This is a genomic window from Enterococcus sp. GC34, assembly GCF_040886645.1.
Lineage (GTDB): Bacteria > Bacillota > Bacilli > Lactobacillales > Enterococcaceae > Enterococcus > Enterococcus faecalis.
In genome coordinates this window covers 116,125-138,356 of record NZ_JBFOEF010000004.1, presented here as the reverse complement: position 1 = coordinate 138,356, position 22,232 = coordinate 116,125, and the positions used below count along the sequence as shown (strand labels likewise).

Annotated in this window: 19 protein-coding genes; 4 read left to right on the top strand and 15 right to left on the bottom strand. The window is 40.8% G+C overall.

Going from position 1 to position 22,232, the window contains the following annotated elements:
• Positions 1–20: 20 nt before the first annotated feature.
• Together AB3I72_RS05540 and pgmB are read left to right on the top strand one after the other, a co-directional pair.
• The gene (locus AB3I72_RS05540; RefSeq protein ID WP_368023674.1) at positions 21–2,765 is read left to right on the top strand and encodes a glycoside hydrolase family 65 protein; all 2,745 of its coding nucleotides are present in this window, start codon (positions 21–23) and stop codon (positions 2,763–2,765) included.
• Between the two features lie 14 nt (positions 2,766–2,779).
• Positions 2,780–3,430, top strand: coding sequence for a beta-phosphoglucomutase (gene pgmB / locus AB3I72_RS05535; RefSeq protein WP_368023672.1), 651 nt, complete (start codon positions 2,780–2,782; stop codon positions 3,428–3,430).
• 364 nt (positions 3,431–3,794) lie between these two features.
• Here pgmB and pepG1 read toward each other — a convergent pair whose 3' ends face one another.
• The 11 genes from pepG1 to AB3I72_RS05480 form a co-directional block, all read right to left on the bottom strand.
• On the bottom strand, positions 3,795–3,938 hold the full coding sequence (gene pepG1, locus AB3I72_RS05530; protein ID WP_002367458.1) for a type I toxin-antitoxin system toxin PepG1: 144 nt from the start codon (positions 3,936–3,938) through the stop codon (positions 3,795–3,797).
• 232 nt (positions 3,939–4,170) lie between these two features.
• On the bottom strand, positions 4,171–5,142 hold the full coding sequence (locus tag AB3I72_RS05525) for a ribose-phosphate diphosphokinase (protein WP_002381060.1): 972 nt from the start codon (positions 5,140–5,142) through the stop codon (positions 4,171–4,173).
• A 174-nt stretch (positions 5,143–5,316) separates the two neighbouring features.
• Positions 5,317–5,754 (bottom strand): peptide-methionine (R)-S-oxide reductase MsrB, encoded by a 438-nt coding sequence (msrB, locus tag AB3I72_RS05520; protein ID WP_010715474.1) that lies wholly within the window; start codon positions 5,752–5,754, stop codon positions 5,317–5,319.
• Between the two features lie 132 nt (positions 5,755–5,886).
• Positions 5,887–6,441, bottom strand: a complete 555-nt coding sequence (locus AB3I72_RS05515) for a nucleoside triphosphate pyrophosphatase (RefSeq protein ID WP_033601100.1) — start codon at positions 6,439–6,441, stop codon at positions 5,887–5,889.
• A 24-nt stretch (positions 6,442–6,465) separates the two neighbouring features.
• A complete protein-coding gene (gene mutL, locus AB3I72_RS05510; RefSeq protein WP_061100871.1) occupies positions 6,466–8,598 on the bottom strand; it encodes a DNA mismatch repair endonuclease MutL in 2,133 nt (710 codons plus the stop codon).
• 31 nt (positions 8,599–8,629) lie between these two features.
• On the bottom strand, positions 8,630–11,206 hold the full coding sequence (gene mutS, locus AB3I72_RS05505; RefSeq protein ID WP_002359009.1) for a DNA mismatch repair protein MutS: 2,577 nt from the start codon (positions 11,204–11,206) through the stop codon (positions 8,630–8,632).
• Positions 11,207–11,593 carry a RicAFT regulatory complex protein RicA family protein gene (locus tag AB3I72_RS05500; protein WP_002359008.1) on the bottom strand — a complete coding sequence of 129 codons (387 nt, stop codon included), beginning with the start codon at positions 11,591–11,593 and terminating at the stop codon, positions 11,207–11,209. It abuts the gene before it with no gap.
• 73 nt (positions 11,594–11,666) lie between these two features.
• Entirely contained in the window at positions 11,667–12,464 is a 798-nt protein-coding gene (locus tag AB3I72_RS05495) for a TIGR00282 family metallophosphoesterase (RefSeq protein ID WP_002354864.1), read from the bottom strand.
• A 158-nt stretch (positions 12,465–12,622) separates the two neighbouring features.
• Positions 12,623–14,179 carry a ribonuclease Y gene (gene rny / locus AB3I72_RS05490; RefSeq protein ID WP_002354863.1) on the bottom strand — a complete coding sequence of 519 codons (1,557 nt, stop codon included), beginning with the start codon at positions 14,177–14,179 and terminating at the stop codon, positions 12,623–12,625.
• Between the two features lie 396 nt (positions 14,180–14,575).
• The gene (gene recA, locus AB3I72_RS05485) at positions 14,576–15,622 is read right to left on the bottom strand and encodes a recombinase RecA (protein ID WP_002354860.1); all 1,047 of its coding nucleotides are present in this window, start codon (positions 15,620–15,622) and stop codon (positions 14,576–14,578) included.
• Between the two features lie 113 nt (positions 15,623–15,735).
• Positions 15,736–16,980 carry a competence/damage-inducible protein A gene (locus AB3I72_RS05480; protein WP_002375502.1) on the bottom strand — a complete coding sequence of 415 codons (1,245 nt, stop codon included), beginning with the start codon at positions 16,978–16,980 and terminating at the stop codon, positions 15,736–15,738.
• A gap of 191 nt (positions 16,981–17,171) precedes the next feature.
• On the opposite strand from AB3I72_RS05480, the gene AB3I72_RS05475 reads away from it, so the two are divergent.
• Entirely contained in the window at positions 17,172–18,329 is a 1,158-nt protein-coding gene (locus AB3I72_RS05475; protein WP_104806606.1) for a hypothetical protein, read from the top strand.
• A 75-nt stretch (positions 18,330–18,404) separates the two neighbouring features.
• Here the strand turns inward: AB3I72_RS05475 and AB3I72_RS05470 are convergent, their stop codons facing one another.
• The 3 genes from AB3I72_RS05470 to AB3I72_RS05460 all read right to left on the bottom strand — a co-directional run bounded on the left by AB3I72_RS05470 (position 18,405) and on the right by AB3I72_RS05460 (position 19,990).
• The gene (locus AB3I72_RS05470) at positions 18,405–19,034 is read right to left on the bottom strand and encodes an NAD(P)-dependent oxidoreductase (RefSeq protein WP_016614229.1); all 630 of its coding nucleotides are present in this window, start codon (positions 19,032–19,034) and stop codon (positions 18,405–18,407) included.
• A 58-nt stretch (positions 19,035–19,092) separates the two neighbouring features.
• Positions 19,093–19,518, bottom strand: a complete 426-nt coding sequence (locus tag AB3I72_RS05465; RefSeq protein ID WP_002383201.1) for an Rrf2 family transcriptional regulator — start codon at positions 19,516–19,518, stop codon at positions 19,093–19,095.
• A gap of 88 nt (positions 19,519–19,606) precedes the next feature.
• Entirely contained in the window at positions 19,607–19,990 is a 384-nt protein-coding gene (locus tag AB3I72_RS05460; protein WP_104806131.1) for a YccF domain-containing protein, read from the bottom strand.
• Positions 19,991–20,153: 163 nt separating this feature from the next.
• Here AB3I72_RS05460 and AB3I72_RS05455 point away from each other — a divergent pair, with 163 nt between their 5' ends.
• Complete coding sequence (locus AB3I72_RS05455) at positions 20,154–20,945, top strand: hypothetical protein (RefSeq protein ID WP_002367471.1); 792 nt, start codon at positions 20,154–20,156, stop codon at positions 20,943–20,945.
• Between the two features lie 52 nt (positions 20,946–20,997).
• Here AB3I72_RS05455 and AB3I72_RS05450 read toward each other — a convergent pair whose 3' ends face one another.
• Entirely contained in the window at positions 20,998–22,134 is a 1,137-nt protein-coding gene (locus tag AB3I72_RS05450) for an ArgE/DapE family deacylase (RefSeq protein WP_101732081.1), read from the bottom strand.
• Between the last annotated feature and the right edge of the window lie 98 nt (positions 22,135–22,232).

The window sequence follows — 22,232 nt, the reverse complement described above, 5'->3', positions numbered from 1 at the left end:
ATACTGTAGTCAAACACAACATGTCTATACAAGTTAACGAGGAGGCGCCAAACATGACTATTTTAGAATTAACATTCGCAACGAACCAACTAACGACGACTTTTTTTAACCATAAATTGGAACCGCTTCACCAAAAAACGTTCCCTTTTGAAGCCTTGACTATCGAAGAAACGGTTCCTGAACTGTGCCAATTGATTTTGGCAGAGGCTGCACCGATTCTGGGGGGGATTGTGGCTGATTTCCCAGCGGACTTCTTTTCGCCAGAGGAAACGTTGGCGCTGGTTCCGCAAGCGGTGATTCAATCATTCGCGGAACAGTTGAACACGCCACTTTTAACGGCAGCCGAACAAGCGGCGGCACCGAATTTGCTGGAAGCATTTGAAGAAAAACGGCAGTATCTGGCTTGGCATTTGGACTATTATGGCTACGTGCCTGGGAAAAATGAATATGCGGTGGAGTCCCTGTTAACTGTCGGCAATGGCTTTTTAGGCTTGCGCGGCACAACCCCTGAGATGACGATTTCTGATGATCATTATCCAGCGACCTACATTGCGGGGCTTTATAATACAGCGGCTTCGGAAGTTGCGGGTCAAGTAGTGGAAAATGAAGATTTCGTCAATGCTCCTGATAACCAACACATCGCTTTAAAAATTGGCGATGCTACTGACTGGTTAACGATTTCTCCAGACACACTACAACAATTACATCGTCAATTGAACTTGAAAACAGGGTTGTTTGTCGCAGAAATGATTTTGAAAGATGCGGACAATCAGCAAATTAAATTAACGACGAAAAAAATTGCCAATATGGCACAGCCGAATGACTATCATCTGCAATATACATTTGAGCCGTTAAACTTTTCAGCCCCGATTACTTTGAAAACCGTCACGGATGGCAGTGTCTACAACTATAACGTGGCGCGGTATCGCAACTTAACAGCGAAACATTTTCAGGTGACAGCATTAAGCGCGCAGGAAAACAAAACCGTGATTGAGGTTTGTACCAATCAATCCAACTTGAGCGTCCGAGAAACGGCCTTGATAACCGGTGATTTTTTTGAAAAAGAAGCCATTACGATTCAAGAAGAAGCGGAAAAAATCGCCCAAGTGGTGACCGTGATGGCGCACCAAGGCACGCGCTATACGCTAGAAAAACAAGTCTATGTGCAAGCCAGCCACGCCGAACAAAGTTGGCAGGTACCGTTTACGCCGAAGGACTCTTTTGCGGCCGCCGTTCAGGAAAGCGCCCGCGCTTGGCAAACCCTTTGGCAACAAGCCAACATTACTGTGACAGGCGATTTGATGTCTCAAAAACTTTTACGGATTCACAGTTATCACTTGCTGGCTTCGGCTTCGCCTTTTAGTAACCAAGCGCAAGCATTGGACGTCTCGATTACCGCCCGAGGCTTGCATGGTGAAGCGTATCGTGGACATATTTTCTGGGATGAAATTTTTATTTTACCTTTTTATATTCAACATTATCCTGACACGGCGAAACAATTGTTGCTGTATCGCTACCATCGATTAGAGAAGGCGAAGGAAAATGCGGCGGCCAGCCAGTATCGTGGCGCAATGTATCCGTGGCAATCAGGACGTGACGGACGTGAAACCACGCAAAAACTTCACTTAAATCCGTTGAATGGACATTGGGGCGAGGATCATAGCATTCTGCAACGGCATGTGTCCTTAGCGATTGCTTACAATGCTTGGTTGTATTGGCATAGTACACAGGATCATGAATTTATGAAACAATATGGCGGCGAAATGTTGTTAGAAATCGCTCAATTTTGGAACAGCGCTGCGACGTTAGATGACGCAACAGGACGGTTCTTTATTGATAAAGTGATGGGACCTGATGAATTTCACGAGGGCTATCCAGACCAAACGGAAAGCGGCTTGAAAAACAACGCCTATACGAATTTGATGGTGGTTTGGCTATTCGAAGAATTAACCAACATTTTGGCACTTTTCTCCGAGGAAGAACAGGCACAACTTTTTGCCAAAACTCAGACTACTTCGGCTGATTTAGCCCGCATGCAGCAAATTCAAAATTCACTGGAAATTGAAGTTAATTCTGACGGCATTATTGCGCAATATGAAGGGTATTTCGGCTTAAAAGAAATTGACTGGGCGGCGATGAAAGAGAAATACGGTAATATTTACCGCATGGATCGAATTTTAAAAGCCGAAGGAGAATCTCCCGATGATTACAAAGTGGCGAAACAAGCCGACACGTTAATGTTGTTCTACAACTTAGACAAAACTCGGGTGGATCAAATTTTAGAAGATTTAGGGTATCAATTGCCTGCGGATTATTTGGAAAAAAATCTTTTGTATTATCTAAAACGGACGTCTCATGGTTCGACTTTGTCACGAATTGTTCATGCTCAATTGGCAGAAATGGCGCAATTCCATGAGCTGTCTTGGCAACTTTATCAAGAAGCGTTGTATTCCGATTATCGTGACATTCAAGGTGGCACGACCGCTGAAGGGATTCATACAGGGGTCATGGCTGCGACGATCCACGTTACTTTAGCGACGTATGCAGGCGTTGACACGCGCCAGAACGAGTTATCAATTTGTCCAAACTTACCTGAACATTGGCAAGCGCTGGCCTTCCAGTTTATTCATCAAGGCGTGACGTATCAATTTTCATTAACACAAACCAGTGTCACGATTACAGCAGATAAAGACACACAATTATTGGTTCAGGGCGCGTTGATTTCGTTAACCGCCGAACGACCAAAAGAAGTACATTATCAATAAAGGAGCGAACCACAATGACGATTGGATTTATTTTTGATTTGGATGGTGTCATTACTGACACCGCCAAATTTCATTATCAAGCTTGGAAAGCGTTGGCCGATTCGCTAGGTATTCCCATTGACGAAACCTTCAACGAAACATTGAAAGGCATTAGTCGGATGGATTCCTTGGACCGCATTTTAGCCCATGGCCACCGTGAAAATACGTTTACTCCAGCAGAAAAAGAAGCCTTAGCTCAGCAAAAAAATGACCACTACGTTCAATTATTAGAACATTTAACGACAGAAGATGTTTTACCTGGTGTCGTGCCATTGCTACAGCAAGCTCAAGCACATCACATCCCCTGTGCCGTGGCTTCAGCTTCAAAAAACGCGCCCCTGATTTTGGAAAAATTAGGCGTGCGCGCGTACTTCGCCACAATTGTCGATCCCGACTCGTTAAGCAAAGGCAAACCTGATCCTGAAATCTTTTTAGCCGCCGCTGACAGTATTGGCGTGCTACCGCAAAACGCCATTGGCTTTGAAGATGCACAATCAGGCATTGACGGCTTGAAAGCCGCAGGCATCTATGCCGTCGGCTTGTCGGCCAGCCAACCCTTACTCGGAGCCGACATACAAGTCTCTGAAATGACTGAACTAAGCGTTGATGCACTGCTCAATCGCTAAAGAAGGACAAGAACCTTTAGCAGCAGGCACCTCTTTTCATCTACATTGTATCTATGCTAGAATGTAGATGAAAAGAGAGATGCTTCAACATACCTCTCTAGTGTAGAGCCGTTTAAGACGGTGACCTTTTTAGTTACAAAAATAACCGTGCTTGGTCAAAGTTGACGGTTATTTTTTCTTGTCATTTTAACAGCTTTTAGGATTTCACGGATTAACGCTAAATTTATTCGTACTTTTCGGGAAAATGTGCTATAATGAAAACGAAAAGAGAGATATGCGTCAACATACCTCTCTGATGTAGAGCCGTTTAAGACGGTGACCAATTGTATTATTTAAAAATAACCGTACTGGTCAAAGTAGACGGTTATTTTTTCTTGTCATTTTTAAGCAATTTCACAATCAGCGCAATCAAAGCAATGGTAAACATACCAAACCCTAGGATCGTCTGAATTGTTTCATATGCTGACAAAAGGCCTCTCCTTTCTGTAAATTTTGGAAGTACGCTCATACGCACCACCTCACCGAAAGAGGAAAGTCTCTGCTCCTACGCTTCTCACTTTGTTGCGATGCTCGTCGCAAAGCGCATGTTCCTTTGCGCTTGCCTCCGCCTTAACTTCTCTACACTTATCGTATATCATGAATGCCTAATAAATATTCAGGTTACAATATTTTTTTAGATAAAATGATTTAGAGAAAAAACCGCCCACATCAGAAAAATGATGTGGGCGGTTTTTTTGTAATTATTTATTTTTTGTTTCAAATAACGGACTAACTGGTTTGTTTTCGTGGATACGTTTAATCGCATCTCCGATTAATTCACCAACGCTGACTTCGTCAATTTTTGCAATTTTACGATCATCAGATAGGTAAATAGAGTCTGTTACAACTAAGCGTTCAATTGCTGAATCTTCAATACGTTGTAAGGCTGGTCCTGATAAAACGGGATGTGTACAAGAAGCGTAAACGTCTTTTGCTCCGGCTTCTTTCAATGCGTTTGCAGCAAGAGAAATTGTCCCCGCTGTGTCAATCATGTCATCAATTAAGACACATGTTTTGCCTTCCACATGACCAATGATATTCATTACTTCTGCTACGTTCGCTTTTGGACGACGTTTGTCAATGATCGCAATTGGTGCTTTTAAGAATTCTGCCAATTTACGCGCACGCGTTACACCACCATGGTCAGGGGAAACAACAACGACGTCATCGCCTTGAATGCCGTGTTCGATGAAGTAATCGGCAATTAATGGTGCACCCATCAAATGATCCACTGGAATATCAAAGAATCCTTGAATTTGGACCGCATGTAAGTCCAATGTCAACATTCTTGTTGCGCCAGCTTTTTCAATCATGTTTGCAACAAGTTTAGCAGTGATTGGTTCCCGGGCACGTGCTTTACGGTCTTGACGTGCATACCCATAATAAGGCATAACCACGTTAATTGTTTTAGCACTCGCACGTTTTAACGCATCAATCATGATTAATAGTTCCATTAAGTTATCGTTAACAGGGCTACTTGTTGATTGAATGACGTAAACATGTGCACCACGAATACTTTCTTCAATATTCACTTGAATTTCGCCATCACTAAATTGTGTTACAGAGCACTTTCCTAGCTCCACACCCACAGCATCCGCAATTTTTTCTGCTAAGGGACGATTAGAGTTCAAAGAAAAGATTTTCAATCTTGGATCAAAATAATGTTTCGACATTAGAACCTCCACTTTCTATTTCAGCCAATTCGTTAAAACTGAACAATACTTTCCTTCTAAAATAATAGTAGTCCTAGCCAAATAAATCAAGAGATTTTCTGTATTTCATACAAGATATTCATCAAAAGTCGCTTTCTTCTAACTATTTTATCGTATTTGTCTAAAAAATGAGGATTATTTGAATAAAGAAAGGTACTCGCCATAGCCTTCTTTTTCTAAATCTGCCACTGGCACAAATCTCAAAGCTGCCGCATTAATGCAATAACGTAAGCCGCCTTCTTGGAGTGGGCCATCAGTGAAAACATGCCCTAAATGTGAATCCGCTTCTTGACTGCGAACTTCTACTCGGTGCATGCCGTGACTAAAATCAGCTTTTTCTTTGACGCCACGTTTTTCAATTGGTTTGGTAAAGGATGGCCAGCCGCAACCAGCATCGTATTTGTCCAGGGAGCTAAACAACGGTTCGCCACTAACAACGTCTACATAGATTCCGTCTTGGTAAAAGTCATCATATTCTCCTGAAAAAGGGCGTTCTGTTGCGTTTTCTTGTGTGACGGCATATTGAAGATCCGTCAAGGTTTGTTTTAATTCTTCTTCTGTTGGTTTTGTCATTCTGTCCACTCCTTTTCTTCTGTTCAATTTATTGGGTTCAATGATACCACGTTTGCCAAACAGGCACCTAATAGTTTGCATAGTAAAAGACAGTCCTTTCTCTTTTTGACGAATGAAAAGGACTGTCTTTTATTAGTTGAATTCTTTTAGTAGTCGGGCTACTTTGGCAATTGGTAAGCCCATAATGGCGTAATAATCGCCAGCGATTGCTTCAATTAATAATGCTCCTTGTCCTTGGATACCATAAGCGCCTGCTTTGTCGGCATATTCTGCGGTATCTAAGTACGCATGGATTTCCGTGTCTGTCAGTGGATAAAACGTCACGGTTGAATGAACTGTCGCGGAGCGCTCTTTTTCCCCTTGTTTCAACGTCACACTTGTATACACGTCATGTGTTTTGCCACTTAGGAGGCGCAACATGCGATAACCGTCTTCCCGAGAAGTGGGTTTGCCGAGGATTTCTCCCGCCAATGCCACAATTGTATCGCAGCCAATGACTAGTGCTTCGGGGGTTTGTTCTGCTATAGCCGCTGCTTTTTGGGCAGCCATTTGCGCCACATATTCTGCTGGTAAGCCGTCTTTGCCAACAGTTTCATCGATATCGGCTGGTGCAATCGTAAAATTTGGGACCACACGCTTTAATAACTCCTGACGGCGAGGAGATTGGGATGCTAAAATAATTTGCATAAAATGATGACGCCTCGTTTCTTTTTAATGGGGGTCTTGAATGCGTTTAAACATTCGTTCCATATCTGAATTCGTAAAATGAATCAGCACCGGACGTCCATGCGGACAATTAAACGGATTTTCGCACAAAGCTAAATCTTTTAATAGCACGCGTGCTTGTTGCTCATTGAGGTAATGATTGGCTTTGATGGATCGCTTACAGCTCATCATAATGGCAGTTGCTTCACGGAATTTTTTCACGCTGACCGAGCCAGTTGTTAGCAACATGTCAATCATCTCGCGAACAATGCTTTCCTCTTCGCCTGCAGGATACCAAGTTGGGTGCGCCCGCACAATGAAACTATTTTGTCCAAAGTCTTCCAAATGGATGCCGACTTCTGCAAGGGTTTCTTTCTGCTCTTTAATTTTCAAGGCATCACTATTTGGATAATCAATAACGATTGGTACCAATAGTTCTTGTAAATCATCACTGACTTCGCCAATTTTTTCACGGAAGTACTCGTATTTAATTCGTTCTTGGGCAGCGTGTTGGTCGATAATAAACAGGCCATCTTTGCTTTGTGCGAATAAATAAGTTCCGTGCATTTGACCGAAGTATTCTAGCTCAGGAAAACGTTCTGTCGGTCGTTCTTCTTCCAACTTATTCAGGGCTTGTTTCAGTTCTCTTTGACTCGCAGCGCTATTGGCATCAAATTCTGGGTGAAGTTTCATTTCTTCTTGGAAAACCTCGTCAGCAGCCTCTGATGAACGCAGAGAAGGTTCTGAATCAGATACTTCAGTTATTTTCGTTTCTTCGGCTATTATCTGTTGCTCATTACTAGCTGTTTCCCAATGATTTGCGGAATCAACAGCTGCCGAAGAGATTTCGTAAGCTGACGTTTCTTCCGCTACACTCGTTGATTCTGGTACTGGCGGCGCAAATGGATCGTCCATTGGGTCCACTGCTCTTTCTGTCTGGTTGACAGCTTCAGGGGCGCTTGAGACTGGTGTTTCGTCTGTCGCATGTTCCGCATAGAAGCGACCTGTTGCAGGATTATAGCTTAAGCTGCCCGGTCGTTGTTTTACCGCAGGTTGTTCAGTCGATAAAGGAATTTCCATTTGTTCGGCTTTAGGTTCTGGCGGTAGTTTCTTTTTAAAACGCAAATTGTCTGCCGCATTGGGAATCAACTGTTCTTGGCTCAACACTTCTTGAATCGCCTGTTCAATTAATGCCATTAAATCTTTTTCTTTACTTAAACGAACTTCTTGCTTAGTAGGATGGACATTGACATCAACTAACAGCGGATCCATTTCAATTTCTAACACAGCAATTGGAAAACGCCCCACCATTAGTTTCGAACCATAGCCGGCTACAATTGCCTTATTTAACGCGAAATTTTTAATATAGCGACCATTGATAATCGTTGATAAATAGTTGCGGCTGGCCCGTGTGACTTCTGGCAATGAGACATACCCTGTCAAAGTAAAATCAAGGTCTTTTCCTTCAATTTTCAACATTTTCTTTGCGGTGCTAATGCCATAAATCCCCGCAATCGTTTGTTTTAAATCACCATTGCCTGTTGTACTCATCATTTTGTGGCCGTCATGAACTAAGCGAAAAGCGACTTTAGGGTGACTTAACGCCAGACGATTGACAATGTCACCGATATTGGCCAATTCCGTTTGGATCGTTTTGACGTATTTCAAACGAGCAGGCGTATTATAAAATAAATTAGAAACGGTCATTTTTGTGCCTTTACGGAGGGCTGCTGGTCGGTTTTCTTCGACCTTGCCCCCTTTTAGAATCACATAGCTGCCTTCTTCTTCCTCAGCTGTGGCAGTTTCGACAATCATTTCAGAAACTGAGGCAATACTTGGTAAGGCTTCGCCTCGGAACCCCAAGCTGCGAATTCGGAACAAATCATCTCTTGTATGAATTTTGCTTGTGGCATGGCGCTTGAAGGCATTCAGTACATCTTCTTTGGCAATTCCTTCACCATTATCAATAATTTGAATGGTTTTCAAGCCAGCTTCTTCAATAAAAATATCAATTTGGGTGCTTCCTGCATCCAGTGCATTTTCCACCAATTCTTTGACGACAGAAGCGGGACGTTCAACAACTTCACCAGCAGCAATCTGGTTGGCTAGTTGTTCGGATAGTTCTTGAATTTTCCCCATTTCACGACCTCCTAACCGGTTCGGTTCCTAATTAGATACGTTTTTGCAATTGATGAAGCATGTTTAACGCATCTAGTGGTGTCATTTCTAATAGATTCATTTTCTTCAATGTGTCAATGACACTTAATTCTTCTGTTGAAACTTCTTTAAATAATGAAAGTTGCTCGGTTTCTTCATGGACTTCTGAAACTTCTTCATGATGAACTGAACTTGGAATCGTTGTTTCTTCCGCTTCTAAAGCGGATAAAATGGTGGCTGCTCGTTCTAAAAGCGGGCTTGGTAAACCAGCGATTTTAGCAACATGTATCCCATAGCTCTTATCAGCAGGTCCTTCCATCATTTTATGAAGAAAGACCACTTCGCCATCTTTTTCGACAGCGCCCACGTGAATATTCTTCAAGCCTTTTAAGGTTTCATCTAGAACAGTTAGTTCATGATAATGTGTAGAGAACAACGTTTTGGCTTGTACTTCACGATGGATATATTCAATGATGGCTTGCGCTAGCGCCATTCCATCATAGGTTGCCGTGCCGCGTCCTAATTCATCAAATAAAATTAGGCTGTTAGGCGTGGCATGCCGCAGTGCTTGGTTGGCTTCCATCATTTCTACCATAAAGGTACTTTGCCCTGCAATTAGATCATCAGAGGCCCCAATCCGTGTAAAAATTTGATCGAAAATTGGCATTTCAGCACTTTCCGCTGGTACAAAACAGCCAATTTGCGCCATGACCACCGTCAAAGCCAATTGACGCATGTAGGTACTTTTCCCTGACATGTTTGGTCCAGTAATCAAGAGAATATCTGTTTCTGGGTTCATGCGGATACTGTTTGGAATGTATTCTTGGTGCCCTAAAACTTTTTCCACGACTGGGTGTCGTCCTTCGACAATCGCCAAATTTTTCGTGTTACTTCTTAACGTTGGTCGAACGTATTGATACCGTTCACTAATTGTTGCAAAAGATTGTAAAACATCAACCGCACTAATGGTTTTAGCCAGTGTTTGCAACCGATCAATGTTCGTTTTCACTTGTTCTCTCACGGCCAAGAACAATTGATATTCTAGTTCAACTGATTTTTCTTCGGCTTCTAAGATTAAACGTTCTAGTTCTTTTAGTTCTGGCGTAATAAAGCGCTCCGCATTAGCTAATGTTTGCTTCCGCTCGTATTTTCCTTCTTCTAAATTCGCTAAATTTGACTTAGTGATTTCAATGAAATAACCAAAGACACGATTGTAGCCAATCTTCAAGTTTTTAATGCCTGTTTCTTGGCGTTCTTTCGCTTCTAACTCTGCTAACCATTGCTTACCATTACGCATGGCATCACGGTATTCATCTAATTGGTCGTTATAGCCGTCTTTAATAACATTTCCTTCAGTAATTTGTAAAGGGGCTTCTTCATTAATCGCCGTCGCAATCAATGCCACTAAATCTTCAACAGGGTTTAAGTCGACTAACAAATCATCCCATTCCCCTTGATTGATCCCGACAATTAACTGTCGAATCGTTGGTACTTGTTCTAAAGAGGTCCGTAATTGAATTAAATCACGCCCATTCACACTGCCGAATGCCACGCGTCCTGCTAACCGCTCTAAATCATAAACGTTCGTCAATGCTGCTTGCAAATCCAAGCGTTCAAAATAGGCATTTAATAAAGATTGCACCATTTCTTGACGCGTCTTAATTTGACGTTCCTGAATCAGTGGACGATCCAACCATTGTTTTAATAAACGGCCGCCCATAGCTGTTTTCGTTTCATCTAATAGCCACAAAAGAGTCCCTTTTTTCTGTCCTGTTCGAATCGACTGACTCAATTCTAAATTGAATTTAGAATAATGATCCATTTTCAAGAAATGATCTGGCTGATATTCCACAGCTTTCTGAATATGGGACAAGCTCCGCTTTTGGGTAACGGATAAATAAGATAATAACTTGCCTGTAATTTCAATTTCTAATGGATTAATCAGTTCATTGGTTAAAAAACTAAACTCGGCATTTTCTTCCACCGTTTCTTGTGTCGAAAAGATAATATTTAAACGTAAACTTAAGTTCTCTTTTAACGATTCAGGAATCCCTGAACCTAGGACCATTTCTTTTGTTTGCAACGCAGAAGCTTCGTTCAAAACGCCCTCTTCATCAGCCAAGACTGCTGTTTTTAATTCGCCTGTACTCAAATCTACATAGGCAAAACCGAACTGATTACCATCTGTTAGCACAGCGGTTAAGTAATTATTGTCTTTGGCTTCCAAGCCTTTACTATTCATCACCGTTCCTGGCGTTACCAACTGGACCACTTCTCGTTTGACCATGCCCTTGGTAGTCTTTGGATCTTCCACTTGCTCACAAATCGCTACTTTATAGCCTTGCTCAATCAACGTATCAATGTAACCTTGCGCGGCATGATAAGGAACGCCACACATAGGAATCGGATCATCCGCATTGCGGTTACGACTGGTTAACGTCAATTCTAAGATTTGCGCTGCATTGATAGCATCTTCATAAAATAACTCATAAAAATCACCTAAGCGATAAAATAAAAACGCATCCTTGTATTGGGCCTTAATGGATAAATATTGTTCCATCATGGGTGTATTTTTTGTCTTTTGTGGCATTTAATTCCCTTCCTTCTCTAGCTCTTCGTTCACGCGGTATTGAATGAGCGCCGTGACATGTTGGACTAAGTCATTGGCTTCGATCAGTTGTTCGCGGTAGGCTACAACGAGTGGGTGCTCATCAAATTCTTTTGTTTTCGCATCAGCTCGTTGAATGGCTTCTTTTTCAGCAGTTGGTTTGCCATAGTGAGCAAATTGAACCGCATCTTTTTGCGCAGCTTTAATTTCTTCCACTAATTCTGTCAGCTTTTTGTTTTTCTTTACTTTTTCTTCAATCGCTTGGTAGCGCTGAATGACTTCATCTTGTCCAATTAAATGTAACAATTTTTCTAATTCTTTATTACTTTGTGCATCTAAATTCAACGGCTCCATTTTTTTCACCTTCATCTTTCACCGGCACTTTTTCTATAAGAGCAGAAAAAGTTAACCTCTTAATGATCCGAGATTAACTTTTCTTCTATTATTCTTGAAACGGGCGATCTTCGCTAATCTGAATCGGCTCAATCATCTTCGCTTGGCCCGTTTGGTCATCAATCTCTAAAATACAGGCAGATAAAATCGTCCGCCCTGTTTCGACTACCTCAAAACGCTTCGGCAATGCTGTCATAAACTTCTCAATAATCGGTTCACGCTTCATTCCTAGAATCCCATCATAAGGTCCGGTCATACCAACATCACTTAAGAAGGCTGTCCCTTTCGGTAAAATCCGAGCGTCATTTGTTTGAACATGCGTATGTGTTCCAACAACGGCTGATACTTGGCCATCTAAAAACCAGCTCATGGCTTGTTTTTCGCTCGTCGTTTCGCCATGAAAATCCACAAAAATGAGCGGTGTCCGTTTGCGAGCGATAGCTACTAACTCGGCGGCTTTCTTGAAAGGATCTTCCAATGGCACCATAAATGTGCGGGCCTGTAAATTAATCACCGCTAGTTCCAATTGATTGACTTTCACAAAAACCATTCCTTGACCAGGCACATCTTCTGGAAAGTTCGCTGGACGAACCATTTTCTTCGCATCATCAATGAATTCAAAGATATCCTTGTTGTCCCACGTATGGTTACCCATCGTAACAACATCGACACCATCTTGCAAAAATTTCTTATAAATCTTGCCAGTAATTCCCCGACCAGATGCCGCATTTTCACCATTGGCAATGGTCACTTGTGGACGATATTTCTTCTTTAATTTAGGGACATACGTTGCTAAGGCTTCTCTTCCTAAAGAACCGACAACATCTCCTATAAATAATATACGCAAAAAGGTTCCTCTTCTCTTTTTAACATCTCTTGTTTATTATAGTTGTTTTCGCTTTGAAAAGAAAGTTTTGGTTTTAAAAGATTAAAAAAGTATCTCAACAAACAATCCTTGCAATTGTTCGTTGAGACACTACACGCGATACTTATTCGCTTTTTATTTTATTTCGCATAGTCAACGGCACGTGTTTCACGGATAACCGTTACTTTGATATGTCCTGGATAATCCAAGTCATCTTCAATTTTCTTCCGAATGTCTCGAACTAAACGAACAGATTCTAAATCAGAAATTTCTTCTGGTTTCACCATGACACGAACTTCACGTCCTGCTTGAACAGCAAAACTTGAATCAACGCCTTCAAAACTATTAGAAATATTTTCTAAGTTTTCTAAGCGGCGAATGTAGTTTTCTAACGATTCACTACGTGCACCTGGACGGGCTGCAGATAACGCATCTGCGGCTGCCACTAAAACAGAAATAACTGAGGTTGCTTCCACATCACCATGATGCGAGGCAATGGCATTAATAACTACTGAATTTTCTTTATATTTCGCAGCTAATTCTGCGCCAATCTCAACGTGAGAACCTTCAATTTCATGATCTAATGCTTTCCCAATATCATGTAGTAAACCTGCACGTTTGGCTAATTGAACATCTTCGCCTAATTCGGCGGCTAAAACGCCAGCCAGTTTTGCTACTTCGATTGAATGGTTCAAGACATTTTGACCATAACTTGTTCTGAAACGTAAACGGCCTAAAATTTTAATTAAATCAGGATGTAACGTATGAGCACCTACTTCAAAGGCTGCTTGTTCTCCATATTCACGAATCCGTTCATCCATTTCTTTACGTGATTTTTCTACCATTTCTTCGATACGAGCGGGATGAATCCGACCATCTTGGATTAATTTTTCCAAGGTCATTCGAGCGATTTCTCGTCTGATTGGATCAAATCCGGATAACACAACCGCTTCTGGCGTATCATCAATGATTAAGTCAATCCCTGTTAATGTTTCCAATGTACGAATATTACGTCCTTCACGACCAATAATGCGACCTTTCATCTCATCATTTGGTAAAGTGACCACGGAAACAGTTGTTTCAGAAACAGAATCGGCGGCGCAACGTTGAATTGCTAGGGAAAGCAAGTTCTTCGCTTTGCGATCAGATTCTTCTTTGGCACGTTGTTCTGACTCCTTGACCATCAAGGTTAGTTCATGATTCAACTCTTCTTCTGTTGACTTCATAATAATCGATTTTGCTTCTTCTTTTGAAAGGGAAGCAATTCGTTCTAATTCTTGATGTTGCTGATTAATTAAGTTTTCTACTTCTTTTTCTCGCTCATCAATTAATTGCTGTCTAGCACCAAGTTTCTCTTCTTTTTCTTCCAGTGAGCCTTCACGTTTTTCAAGAGAGTCATCTTTACGATCCAACGTTTGTTCCCGTTGAATTAAACGATTTTCTTGAGATTTAAGTTCTAATCTGCTTTCTTTCAACTCACTTTCAATTTCTGAACGATACTTCTGGTTCTCTTCCTTAGCTTCTAGCAATGCTTCTTTTTTCAGTGTTTCTGATTCTTTCCGAGCGTTCTCGAGAATACTGGACGCTGAAATTTTTGCACCATTTATTGCTTTATCATGACGTGACTTTGCAATAACAAATCCTAAACCAAGACCGACAATCAAACCGACGATAGCGAGGAGAATATTTAAAACCATATTTCCACCTCCATACTATCTTTTTGTTAATTCATATCTTGTAGTTTTTTGATAAACTAAAATCAATTATCAATATGCCTACTTGCATATTTGTGCATACACACAATTTTATTCTAATGTTTGTCGCGAAAGGTGTCAACTTAAAAAAGCCCTTTCTTTTGGAAAGGGCAGCAAATATTAGACAACGTCACATTTTTAGGTTTCCGCCGTCACGAATTGTTTAAATTTTAGAACAAACGCCGCATAGTCTGCTGTTTGACTAAGCTGCTTGATGTGGATGGGTTCGGACATGAACAACAGTCTATTTAACAATTTAGTTCTAAACAAAAAAAGACAACACCTGTCCTGTTCAGTAAGTGTTGTCTTTCTTCTTAACGAGTCGTACTCACTCGTTATTTATTCATCTAAGGGTAGTTCTTCTTGACCTTCTGCTTCTTCTGTAATGGTTGAACCGTCACCGATGCCGTATGCATCACGGACCAATTTAGACACTTCTGCCATCATTTCAGGATGATCCGCCATGTATTGTTTGGCATTTTCACGGCCTTGGCCAATTCGTTCTTCTTTGTAGCCATACCAAGCACCACTTTTGCTAATAAGGTCTTTTTCCACAGCCATATCTAGTAATTCGCCTTCTTGGGAAATCCCTTGGCCATACATGATATCAACTTCTGCCACTTTAAATGGTGGCGCCACTTTGTTTTTAACGACTTTAATTTTTGTGCGGTTACCGACGATGTCTGTCCCTTGTTTTAACTGTTCTGCACGACGGACTTCTAGGCGAACCGTTGCGTAGAATTTCAATGCACGTCCACCAGGAGTGGTTTCAGGATTTCCGAACATCACGCCAACTTTTTCACGAATTTGGTTAATGAAAATAGCAATTGTTTTTGTCTTATTAATTGAGCCTGATAATTTACGTAGTGCTTGAGACATTAGTCGAGCTTGTAAGCCGACATGGCTCGCTCCCATCTCACCATCAATCTCTGCACGAGGAACTAACGCAGCAACCGAGTCGATGACAACGATGTCAATCGCACCACTTGAAACTAAGGCATCGGCAATCTCTAAGCCTTGCTCACCCGTATCTGGTTGAGATAAAAGTAATTCATCAATGTTAACGCCTAGTTTCTCCGCATATTGAGGATCCAATGCATGCTCAGCATCGATAAAAGCGGCTGTTCCACCATTTCGTTGCACTTCTGCAATTGCGTGTAAAGAAACAGTTGTTTTACCTGAACTCTCAGGACCATATACTTCAATAATTCGGCCACGTGGATACCCACCTACGCCCAATGCAACATCTAACGCTAAAGAACCACTAGGGATAGTTGAAATTTTTTGATCAGCTTTTTCGCCTAATTTCATAATAGAACCTTTCCCAAAGTTCTTTTCAATTTTTTTCAGTGCGGCATCTAAAGCCACTTTACGATCATCTGCCAATGGATAATCCTCCTTTAATTTATATAAACTTATTTTTCATTTCCTGTTAGTAGGTCTATCATATCTCTTTTGTACCAAAAAAGCAAGAAAAAACCGAACAAACATTCGCATATTTATTTTTTATTAATGATTCGGCGCCGCAAAAGATCTAACCCTCGCATAACCGCACTCTGTCTAATATAATTTCGGTCACGGTTAAAATGGAAACATTCTGCAACGGTTGGTTGGCCTTCTTCCGCCAGCCCAATCCAAACAGTGCCTGTCGGTTGACCTTCGATTGGGTCACCAGCGACCCCAGTAAATGATAAACCATAGTTAGATTTAGCTAACTGACGCGCTTTCTCTGCCATTTCTTTGGCACACGCTTCACTTACCGTGCCATGTTCTTCTAAAAGTTCATGAGAAATTCCTAAAAAGTTCTCTTTTGTTTCTTGCGAATACGTCACGAAGCCTCCCTTAAAAATCTTCGAAGCACCCGCAATTTCCCCCAGTGTACTTTGGAATAGGCCAGCGGTGAGGCTCTCAGCAGCCGTGACGGTTTGTCCGTTTTGTAATAACAAATCCACTGTTACCTTGGCTAAACTATTGTCATCCCCATACCCATAAAAATAGTCCCCCACTTTAGCTAAAACCTTTTCTTCCGTCGCTGTTAATAATTCTTCGCCAGCTACTAAGTCTTTTGTTTTAACTGTTAAACGAAGTGTCACTTCATTAGGCTTAGCATAAGGCGCAATGGTTGGATTCGTTTGGTGCGCAATCAACGATTGAATCTCGGTCACCAGCTGTGATTCACCAATGCCATAAAAACGCAAGACTCTCGAAATCAATTGTTCTTCTTGTGGAAACGCATCAATCAATAAAGGTCGTGCCGCTTGTTGGAACATCGGAATTAATTCATTGGGCGGCCCTGGTAAGAGCAAATAGCTTGTTGCGCCTTCTGTTACGAAAGAACCAACCGCTAATCCTGTCGGGTTTTGAAGAACTTGTCCACCTTCAATGGCTAACACTTGTCGTAGATTATTTTCCGTCATTGGTCGCTTAGACTGTTGGAAAAATTGGTGCAAGCGGTTCAATCCTTCTTGGTCTTCTACTAATGATTTATGGAGATGTTGTGCAACAACTTGCTTGGTTAAATCGTCTTCTGTTGGTCCTAGTCCTCCACAAAGGACAATTAAATCACTTCTTTGTTCTGCTTCTGTTAATAGCGTTTCTAAGCGGCCGCCGTTATCACCAACAACGGTCTGATAGTAAACATCGATGCCTAGCGCAGCTAACTCTTCTGATAAAAAGGTGGCGTTGGTATTCACTACTTGTCCCAGTAATAACTCTGTTCCGACTGCAATGATTTCTGCTTTCATTGATTTCCCCTTCTCTAATAACATACGTAGTTAAACTCACTTTCCATTTTAGCACAACAAAATTTTTACAAAAGAATTTGAGCTTCAGGAAATAATTTTTTTATCAGGAAATTTATTAATTATTACGAAAAAAATGTTCATTTTCTCACAATACATTGTATAATAACGTTATATCGAAAGGAGAGAAATGAATGAGTGTAGTATTAGTACTTTTGGGTCTATTAGGGTTACTTGTCAGCGGGGGACTGACTATCAAAGCATTAATTAAGAAACAACCGAAAAAACAATATGGCTATGCCGCGTTAGCAAGTGCCGCTCTATTTATTGGTGGGGTTGCCACGACAGATTCTTCCCCAACGCTTTCACTTGATGCAGAGAGTGTTGAAACCGATGCCAATGGCTCAGCCACCATCAAAGGCGAATACGACGGCAACAGCAAACTAACGGCCAATGGCAAGGAAGTAAAAACAAAAGACAAAACGTTTGCTTACAAAGTAAAACTGTCCGATGAAAAAACGCAAAAAATCACCTTTGTTGCTGAGAAGAAAGATACCAAAGTTGAAAAATCAGTCGAAGTCACACCATCAAAAGAATTTATTGCGAGCATCACAGATTCTGAACAAGAATTGGCCAAAACAGAAAAAGCCTTAGCTTACGCTGAAAAACAACCTTCTCAGAAAAACTATGATGAAGCCGCAACCTTAGTATCTTCATTAAGTCAAGAATACGAGGAATACAATGATCGCCTTGAAAAAATCAAAGAAGCAGTACCTGTTGATGAAGCAGTTACAACTGCTGAAAAATCTAAAAGTAAAAGCGATTATCAAGCAGCTGAAAAATTAGTAGCTGCTGCCCCAGTTGGCAAAGAAGGCTTTCAACAACGTTTAACGACTGTTCAAACCGCTATCGCTGAAAAAGAAAAAAATGAACAATTAGTCGCCAGTGCGACAGCCGCTGTTGAAAAAGCTGAACAAGAACCAACTAATGAAGCTTACTATAATGAAGCGATCAAACAAATTGACGCTTTAAACTCCCCAAATCAAGCTTTAACCAAACGGGTAGCCGTTGTTAAAACTCAATTAGATGCCCACAAAGAAAAACAACGAAAAGAACAAACTGAAGAGCCAGCAAAAGCGCAAGCTGAAGCAGAGCCCCAACAAGTCGAACCGGCTGAAGTCGAGACGGCTGCTGCAGAAGCACCAAGTAGCAGCGCCTTAATTAAGGGGTCACGTAATGGAATTTATCATGTGCCTGGAAGTAGATATTATAATAGAACTACTAATCCAGCGGCTTGGTTCTCTACTGTTGAAGAAGCAGAAGCAGCAGGATACCGAGCACCCAAACAGTAAATACATTAGCAATAATTAATCAAACAAGAAAATGGGGCCTCCGTTAAAACAACGGAGGCCCCATTTTCTTGCTTTTTATTGATAAACACTAATTCGTTGATTTGGGTGTGCATTACTTTCCACTTCATCTAACATGGCAACGGCGTAATCTGCGTAACTAATGTAGCTGTCACCTTGGCTATTGGTTGTTAATTCTTCGCCAGCGACTTCATAATGACCTGTCGCAGGACCTTCAGCATCAAACATGGCTGCAGGACTAATATAGGTCCAGTGGATGTTTTGAGCTTCTTTCAATAAATTTAAAGCTTCGCCCATCGCCGAAGCTAATGGCTGAATCTCTGCTGGGAATGATGGGGTATCTTTTAATTGAGTTGTGTGTTCTGGGTCCACATATAAGGTTCCAGCGCCCCCAACGACAAACAAGCGCGTTTTTTGATTGGTTAAAATCTCAATCAAATGCTGGGTAGATTTGGGGAAATCTTGCACATTAGGGAATCCTAAGGCACTAATTAATACATCAAACGCTTGAATATCTTCTGTTGTTAATTGATAAACATCTTTTTCAATGGTCGGTGTGCCATCTGTTATTTTTGAGGCATTACGAACGATGGCTGTCACGTCCATCCCGCGACGTTTCGCTTCTGCTAAAAGTAATTGTCCTTCTTTTCCTGTTGCTCCTAATACTGCTACTTTCATGTAAATCATCCTTTCGTTTTTAAATAGAACTAAAATAGTTACATTTGACACTTTAAAAGTAGAGAGATTACTTATCTCTCTTAACTTCTATTTCATGAATCACATCTGCTAAGGTGATGCTTTTCAATTCTTCTTCCATTTTTTGTTGCACTTTAGTAAATTCAGTTTCTAGTACCGATTGGATATTTGCCCCAACGGAACAGTTTGGATTAGGATTTTGATGAATATTGAAAATCTCTCGTTCCAATTCAACCGCTGTATAAATTTCATACAGTGAGATCTCTTCTGGTTTCTTTAATAAGGTATTTTTATTGGCTCCACGCATGGAATGAATCAAGCCGGCTTTTTTTAACTGGCTCATTAGTCGTCGAACAACGACTGGATTCGTATTCACGCTCGAAGCAATGTATTCAGAAGTCACTTGTTCTTGAGGACCTGTTTCAATCAAACTTAAAATATGAATCGCAACACTTAATTTCGTTGACATGGCCATGTCTAATCACTCCAAACTAAATGTAACGTTATTTGTTACATTTACAGAATACGCTGTTTCGTTTTATTTGTCAATGAGAAACCTCTGACTATTCAAAATAAAAATCATTTGTTGAAACCACACGGGCCCCAAACGGCATTAATGCTAATTTCGCCAATTTAAAGGACTGTTGCCCAAACGGAATACCGATGATTGTCAGACAAAGCAACAAGCCACTAATACAATGCCCAATTGCTAATGGTAGTCCACTGATAATCAGCCAAATAATGTTTACCACCAAAGATACGCCGCTAGCACTATACACGACTCGCTTTTTAAACGGCCAAAAGCTCAACCCCGCTAATTTGAAGCATTGTAAACCAATCGGAATACCGATAATTGTAATACACCAAATCACGCCTGCGAATAGCCAAGATAAGCCACCAAAAAAGCCGCCAAAGATAAACCATAAAATATTGCCAAGTGTTTTCACTCTTGTTCCTCTACTTTCCTCATTAAAAATTATGCATGTGAGTAAGTATATCATGAAAGCTTCTTTTTGTTTCAAACAATATTGTAAGGTTGCTGACTCGTTAAAAGACGAAGACACTGTTTCATGATACAATGAAGAAACTAACGATAAAGGAGCAGACTTCATGGACTTACATTTAACCGTTGATCTAAAAAAAACAAAGACACTCATTGACTTAGCCGATCAGGCCCACTTAATCATTGAACAAACAACTAAATTACCGAAAAAAGAGGCAGCGATTCTTTTCTTGCTAAGAGATAACCAACTAGTTGCTTTAGGACTTGCTGAAGAAAAAGCTACATATAAAGAAGTTTCTTTTGATCACTCGATTTTGTTGAAACCGACTTGGGACACAGAACTTGCCTATTTAGCGCAAGCTTTCCTAGATGATGCGAAAGAAAGTGGTTTAACATTGGAAGCAACCCCAACGACAGTCAAAATTCCGAAAAGTGCGGTAGCGACAGTGACTAACTATAAAGAAACGGTCACCTTTATCTTGGAACGTTTTGGCTACTCTCTGTTTAAAAAACCGGCGCCGAAAAAAGCCAGACCAGCCAAAGCACGCCACAAATGGACAAAAGAAGTTAGCCAAATTCCTTTTTATATTGATACTCGACAAAGCAAAGCAACGGTTTTTTGGCAAAAGCGCAATGAAATGCTTATTAAAGCTGGCGCGACAATGATGCCAGAAGCCCCTTTAAATAAAGACGGCTCTGTCGGTTTCTCCGCCAGATTTGGTGAAAAACTTCGTGATGAACGCAAGGGCCAATTTAAAGACTTTGTCACAACGGAAGATATCGTCTTAAAAAGCGTTAATGAAGTCGGCTTGTTTCTCTATTTTGCTGGAACAAACAGCTGGTTAGAGCTAGTTGATGAGAACGGCAAAACCTTAAATGAATGGACTGTGGTAGAATAAACCTTATAAAAAATGTCGCACCTGATTTTTATGATTCAGGCGCGACATTTTTTTAATTTAAATAACTTTTTGCTATCGCTTGATACTTATCAATCATATCTAAATAATTATCAATTTCGACATATTCGTCGATTTGGTGTGGCAAAGTTGGAACGCCCGGTCCAAAGACAACGCAATCAAATTTATTTTTTGATTTAGTGAATTCAGCTAAATCTGTGGTTCCTGCTGCTGTTATCAATGGCAACGGTTGGTCAAATTGGGCTTGAATGGCTTGAATTAACGCAGAATCTTTCTCAGCTTTTACAGGAATTTTATTGTAATCAATCGTTAATTCTAACTGATGTTTTTCTTTTTTGTTCAATTCATCAACAATTTTTTGTAATAACGCAATAACTTGGTCGTTGCTGAATTCTGGAATTGAACGGATATTCCCTTGCAAGGTAGCTTGACCTGGAATACTGTTCACTTGTGTACCACCTTTAATGACGGTTACATTGTGAATCGTTCGACCCAATTCAGGATTTTCATAGTTTGCTGTGACTTCCGCCATTTGTTGGTTCGCTTCTGTAATAAATTCGTTCAAATTATTAATCGCATTAATGCCTTCTTCTGGCATGGAACTGTGGGCTTCTTTTCCGTGTGACACAACAGAATAGTTAATTGAACCCATGTGCGCATACATCAAGTTATAATTGGTTGGTTCTCCAATGACTAAGGCACTTAAATCATCCGCATAGCCTTTTTCAGTTAATTGTTCGGCTCCTAGTTCGCCTACTTCTTCGCCGACTGTACCTAAAAATTTAACCGCTCCATTTAATGGGACTTTATTTTCTTTTAATTCAATCATTGCTAAAACCATTGCGACTAAGCCGCTTTTCATGTCTGTTGCGCCACGTCCATACAATTTATTTCCTTCAATATGGGCCGCAAATGGCGGGAAAGTCCATTGACTTTCGTCCCCTTCAGAAACCACGTCCATGTGGCCACTAAACCCTAAGACTTTTTCTCGGTTTTCACCTAAATAAGCAACCAAACTACTACGATTTGGTGCATAAGAAACAAGTTCAGAAGGGATCTCATATTTTTTCAAAAGATTTTGTAAATAGATTGCCACTTCTTCTTCGTTTCCATTTACAGATTTAATTTTAACCACATCTTGTAAAATACTAATTTTTTCTGATTTTTCCATTGCCATTCGCCCTTTCTTGTTATGCTTAATTCTAGTGTACGCTTCTCTCAGTAAAACCGCAACTGACTTGGTTAGGTCAGCAAAAAACACGCGACAGT

What these genes read in the sequence shown, in the direction of transcription:
- AB3I72_RS05540 (WP_368023674.1), top strand. Translation starts at nt 21, where the DNA reads ATGTCTATACAAGTTAACGAGGAGGCGCCAAACATGACTATTTTAGAA.
- pgmB (WP_368023672.1), top strand. Translation starts at nt 2,780, where the DNA reads ATGACGATTGGATTTATTTTTGATTTGGATGGTGTCATTACTGACACC.
- pepG1 (WP_002367458.1), bottom strand. Translation starts at nt 3,938, where the DNA reads ATGAGCGTACTTCCAAAATTTACAGAAAGGAGAGGCCTTTTGTCAGCA.
- AB3I72_RS05525 (WP_002381060.1), bottom strand. Translation starts at nt 5,142, where the DNA reads ATGTCGAAACATTATTTTGATCCAAGATTGAAAATCTTTTCTTTGAAC.
- msrB (WP_010715474.1), bottom strand. Translation starts at nt 5,754, where the DNA reads ATGACAAAACCAACAGAAGAAGAATTAAAACAAACCTTGACGGATCTT.
- AB3I72_RS05515 (WP_033601100.1), bottom strand. Translation starts at nt 6,441, where the DNA reads ATGCAAATTATTTTAGCATCCCAATCTCCTCGCCGTCAGGAGTTATTA.
- mutL (WP_061100871.1), bottom strand. Translation starts at nt 8,598, where the DNA reads ATGGGGAAAATTCAAGAACTATCCGAACAACTAGCCAACCAGATTGCT.
- mutS (WP_002359009.1), bottom strand. Translation starts at nt 11,206, where the DNA reads ATGCCACAAAAGACAAAAAATACACCCATGATGGAACAATATTTATCC.
- AB3I72_RS05500 (WP_002359008.1), bottom strand. Translation starts at nt 11,593, where the DNA reads ATGAAGGTGAAAAAAATGGAGCCGTTGAATTTAGATGCACAAAGTAAT.
- rny (WP_002354863.1), bottom strand. Translation starts at nt 14,179, where the DNA reads ATGGTTTTAAATATTCTCCTCGCTATCGTCGGTTTGATTGTCGGTCTT.
- AB3I72_RS05480 (WP_002375502.1), bottom strand. Translation starts at nt 16,980, where the DNA reads ATGAAAGCAGAAATCATTGCAGTCGGAACAGAGTTATTACTGGGACAA.
- AB3I72_RS05475 (WP_104806606.1), top strand. Translation starts at nt 17,172, where the DNA reads ATGAGTGTAGTATTAGTACTTTTGGGTCTATTAGGGTTACTTGTCAGC.
- AB3I72_RS05470 (WP_016614229.1), bottom strand. Translation starts at nt 19,034, where the DNA reads ATGATTTACATGAAAGTAGCAGTATTAGGAGCAACAGGAAAAGAAGGA.
- AB3I72_RS05465 (WP_002383201.1), bottom strand. Translation starts at nt 19,518, where the DNA reads ATGGCCATGTCAACGAAATTAAGTGTTGCGATTCATATTTTAAGTTTG.
- AB3I72_RS05455 (WP_002367471.1), top strand. Translation starts at nt 20,154, where the DNA reads ATGGACTTACATTTAACCGTTGATCTAAAAAAAACAAAGACACTCATT.
- AB3I72_RS05450 (WP_101732081.1), bottom strand. Translation starts at nt 22,134, where the DNA reads ATGGAAAAATCAGAAAAAATTAGTATTTTACAAGATGTGGTTAAAATT.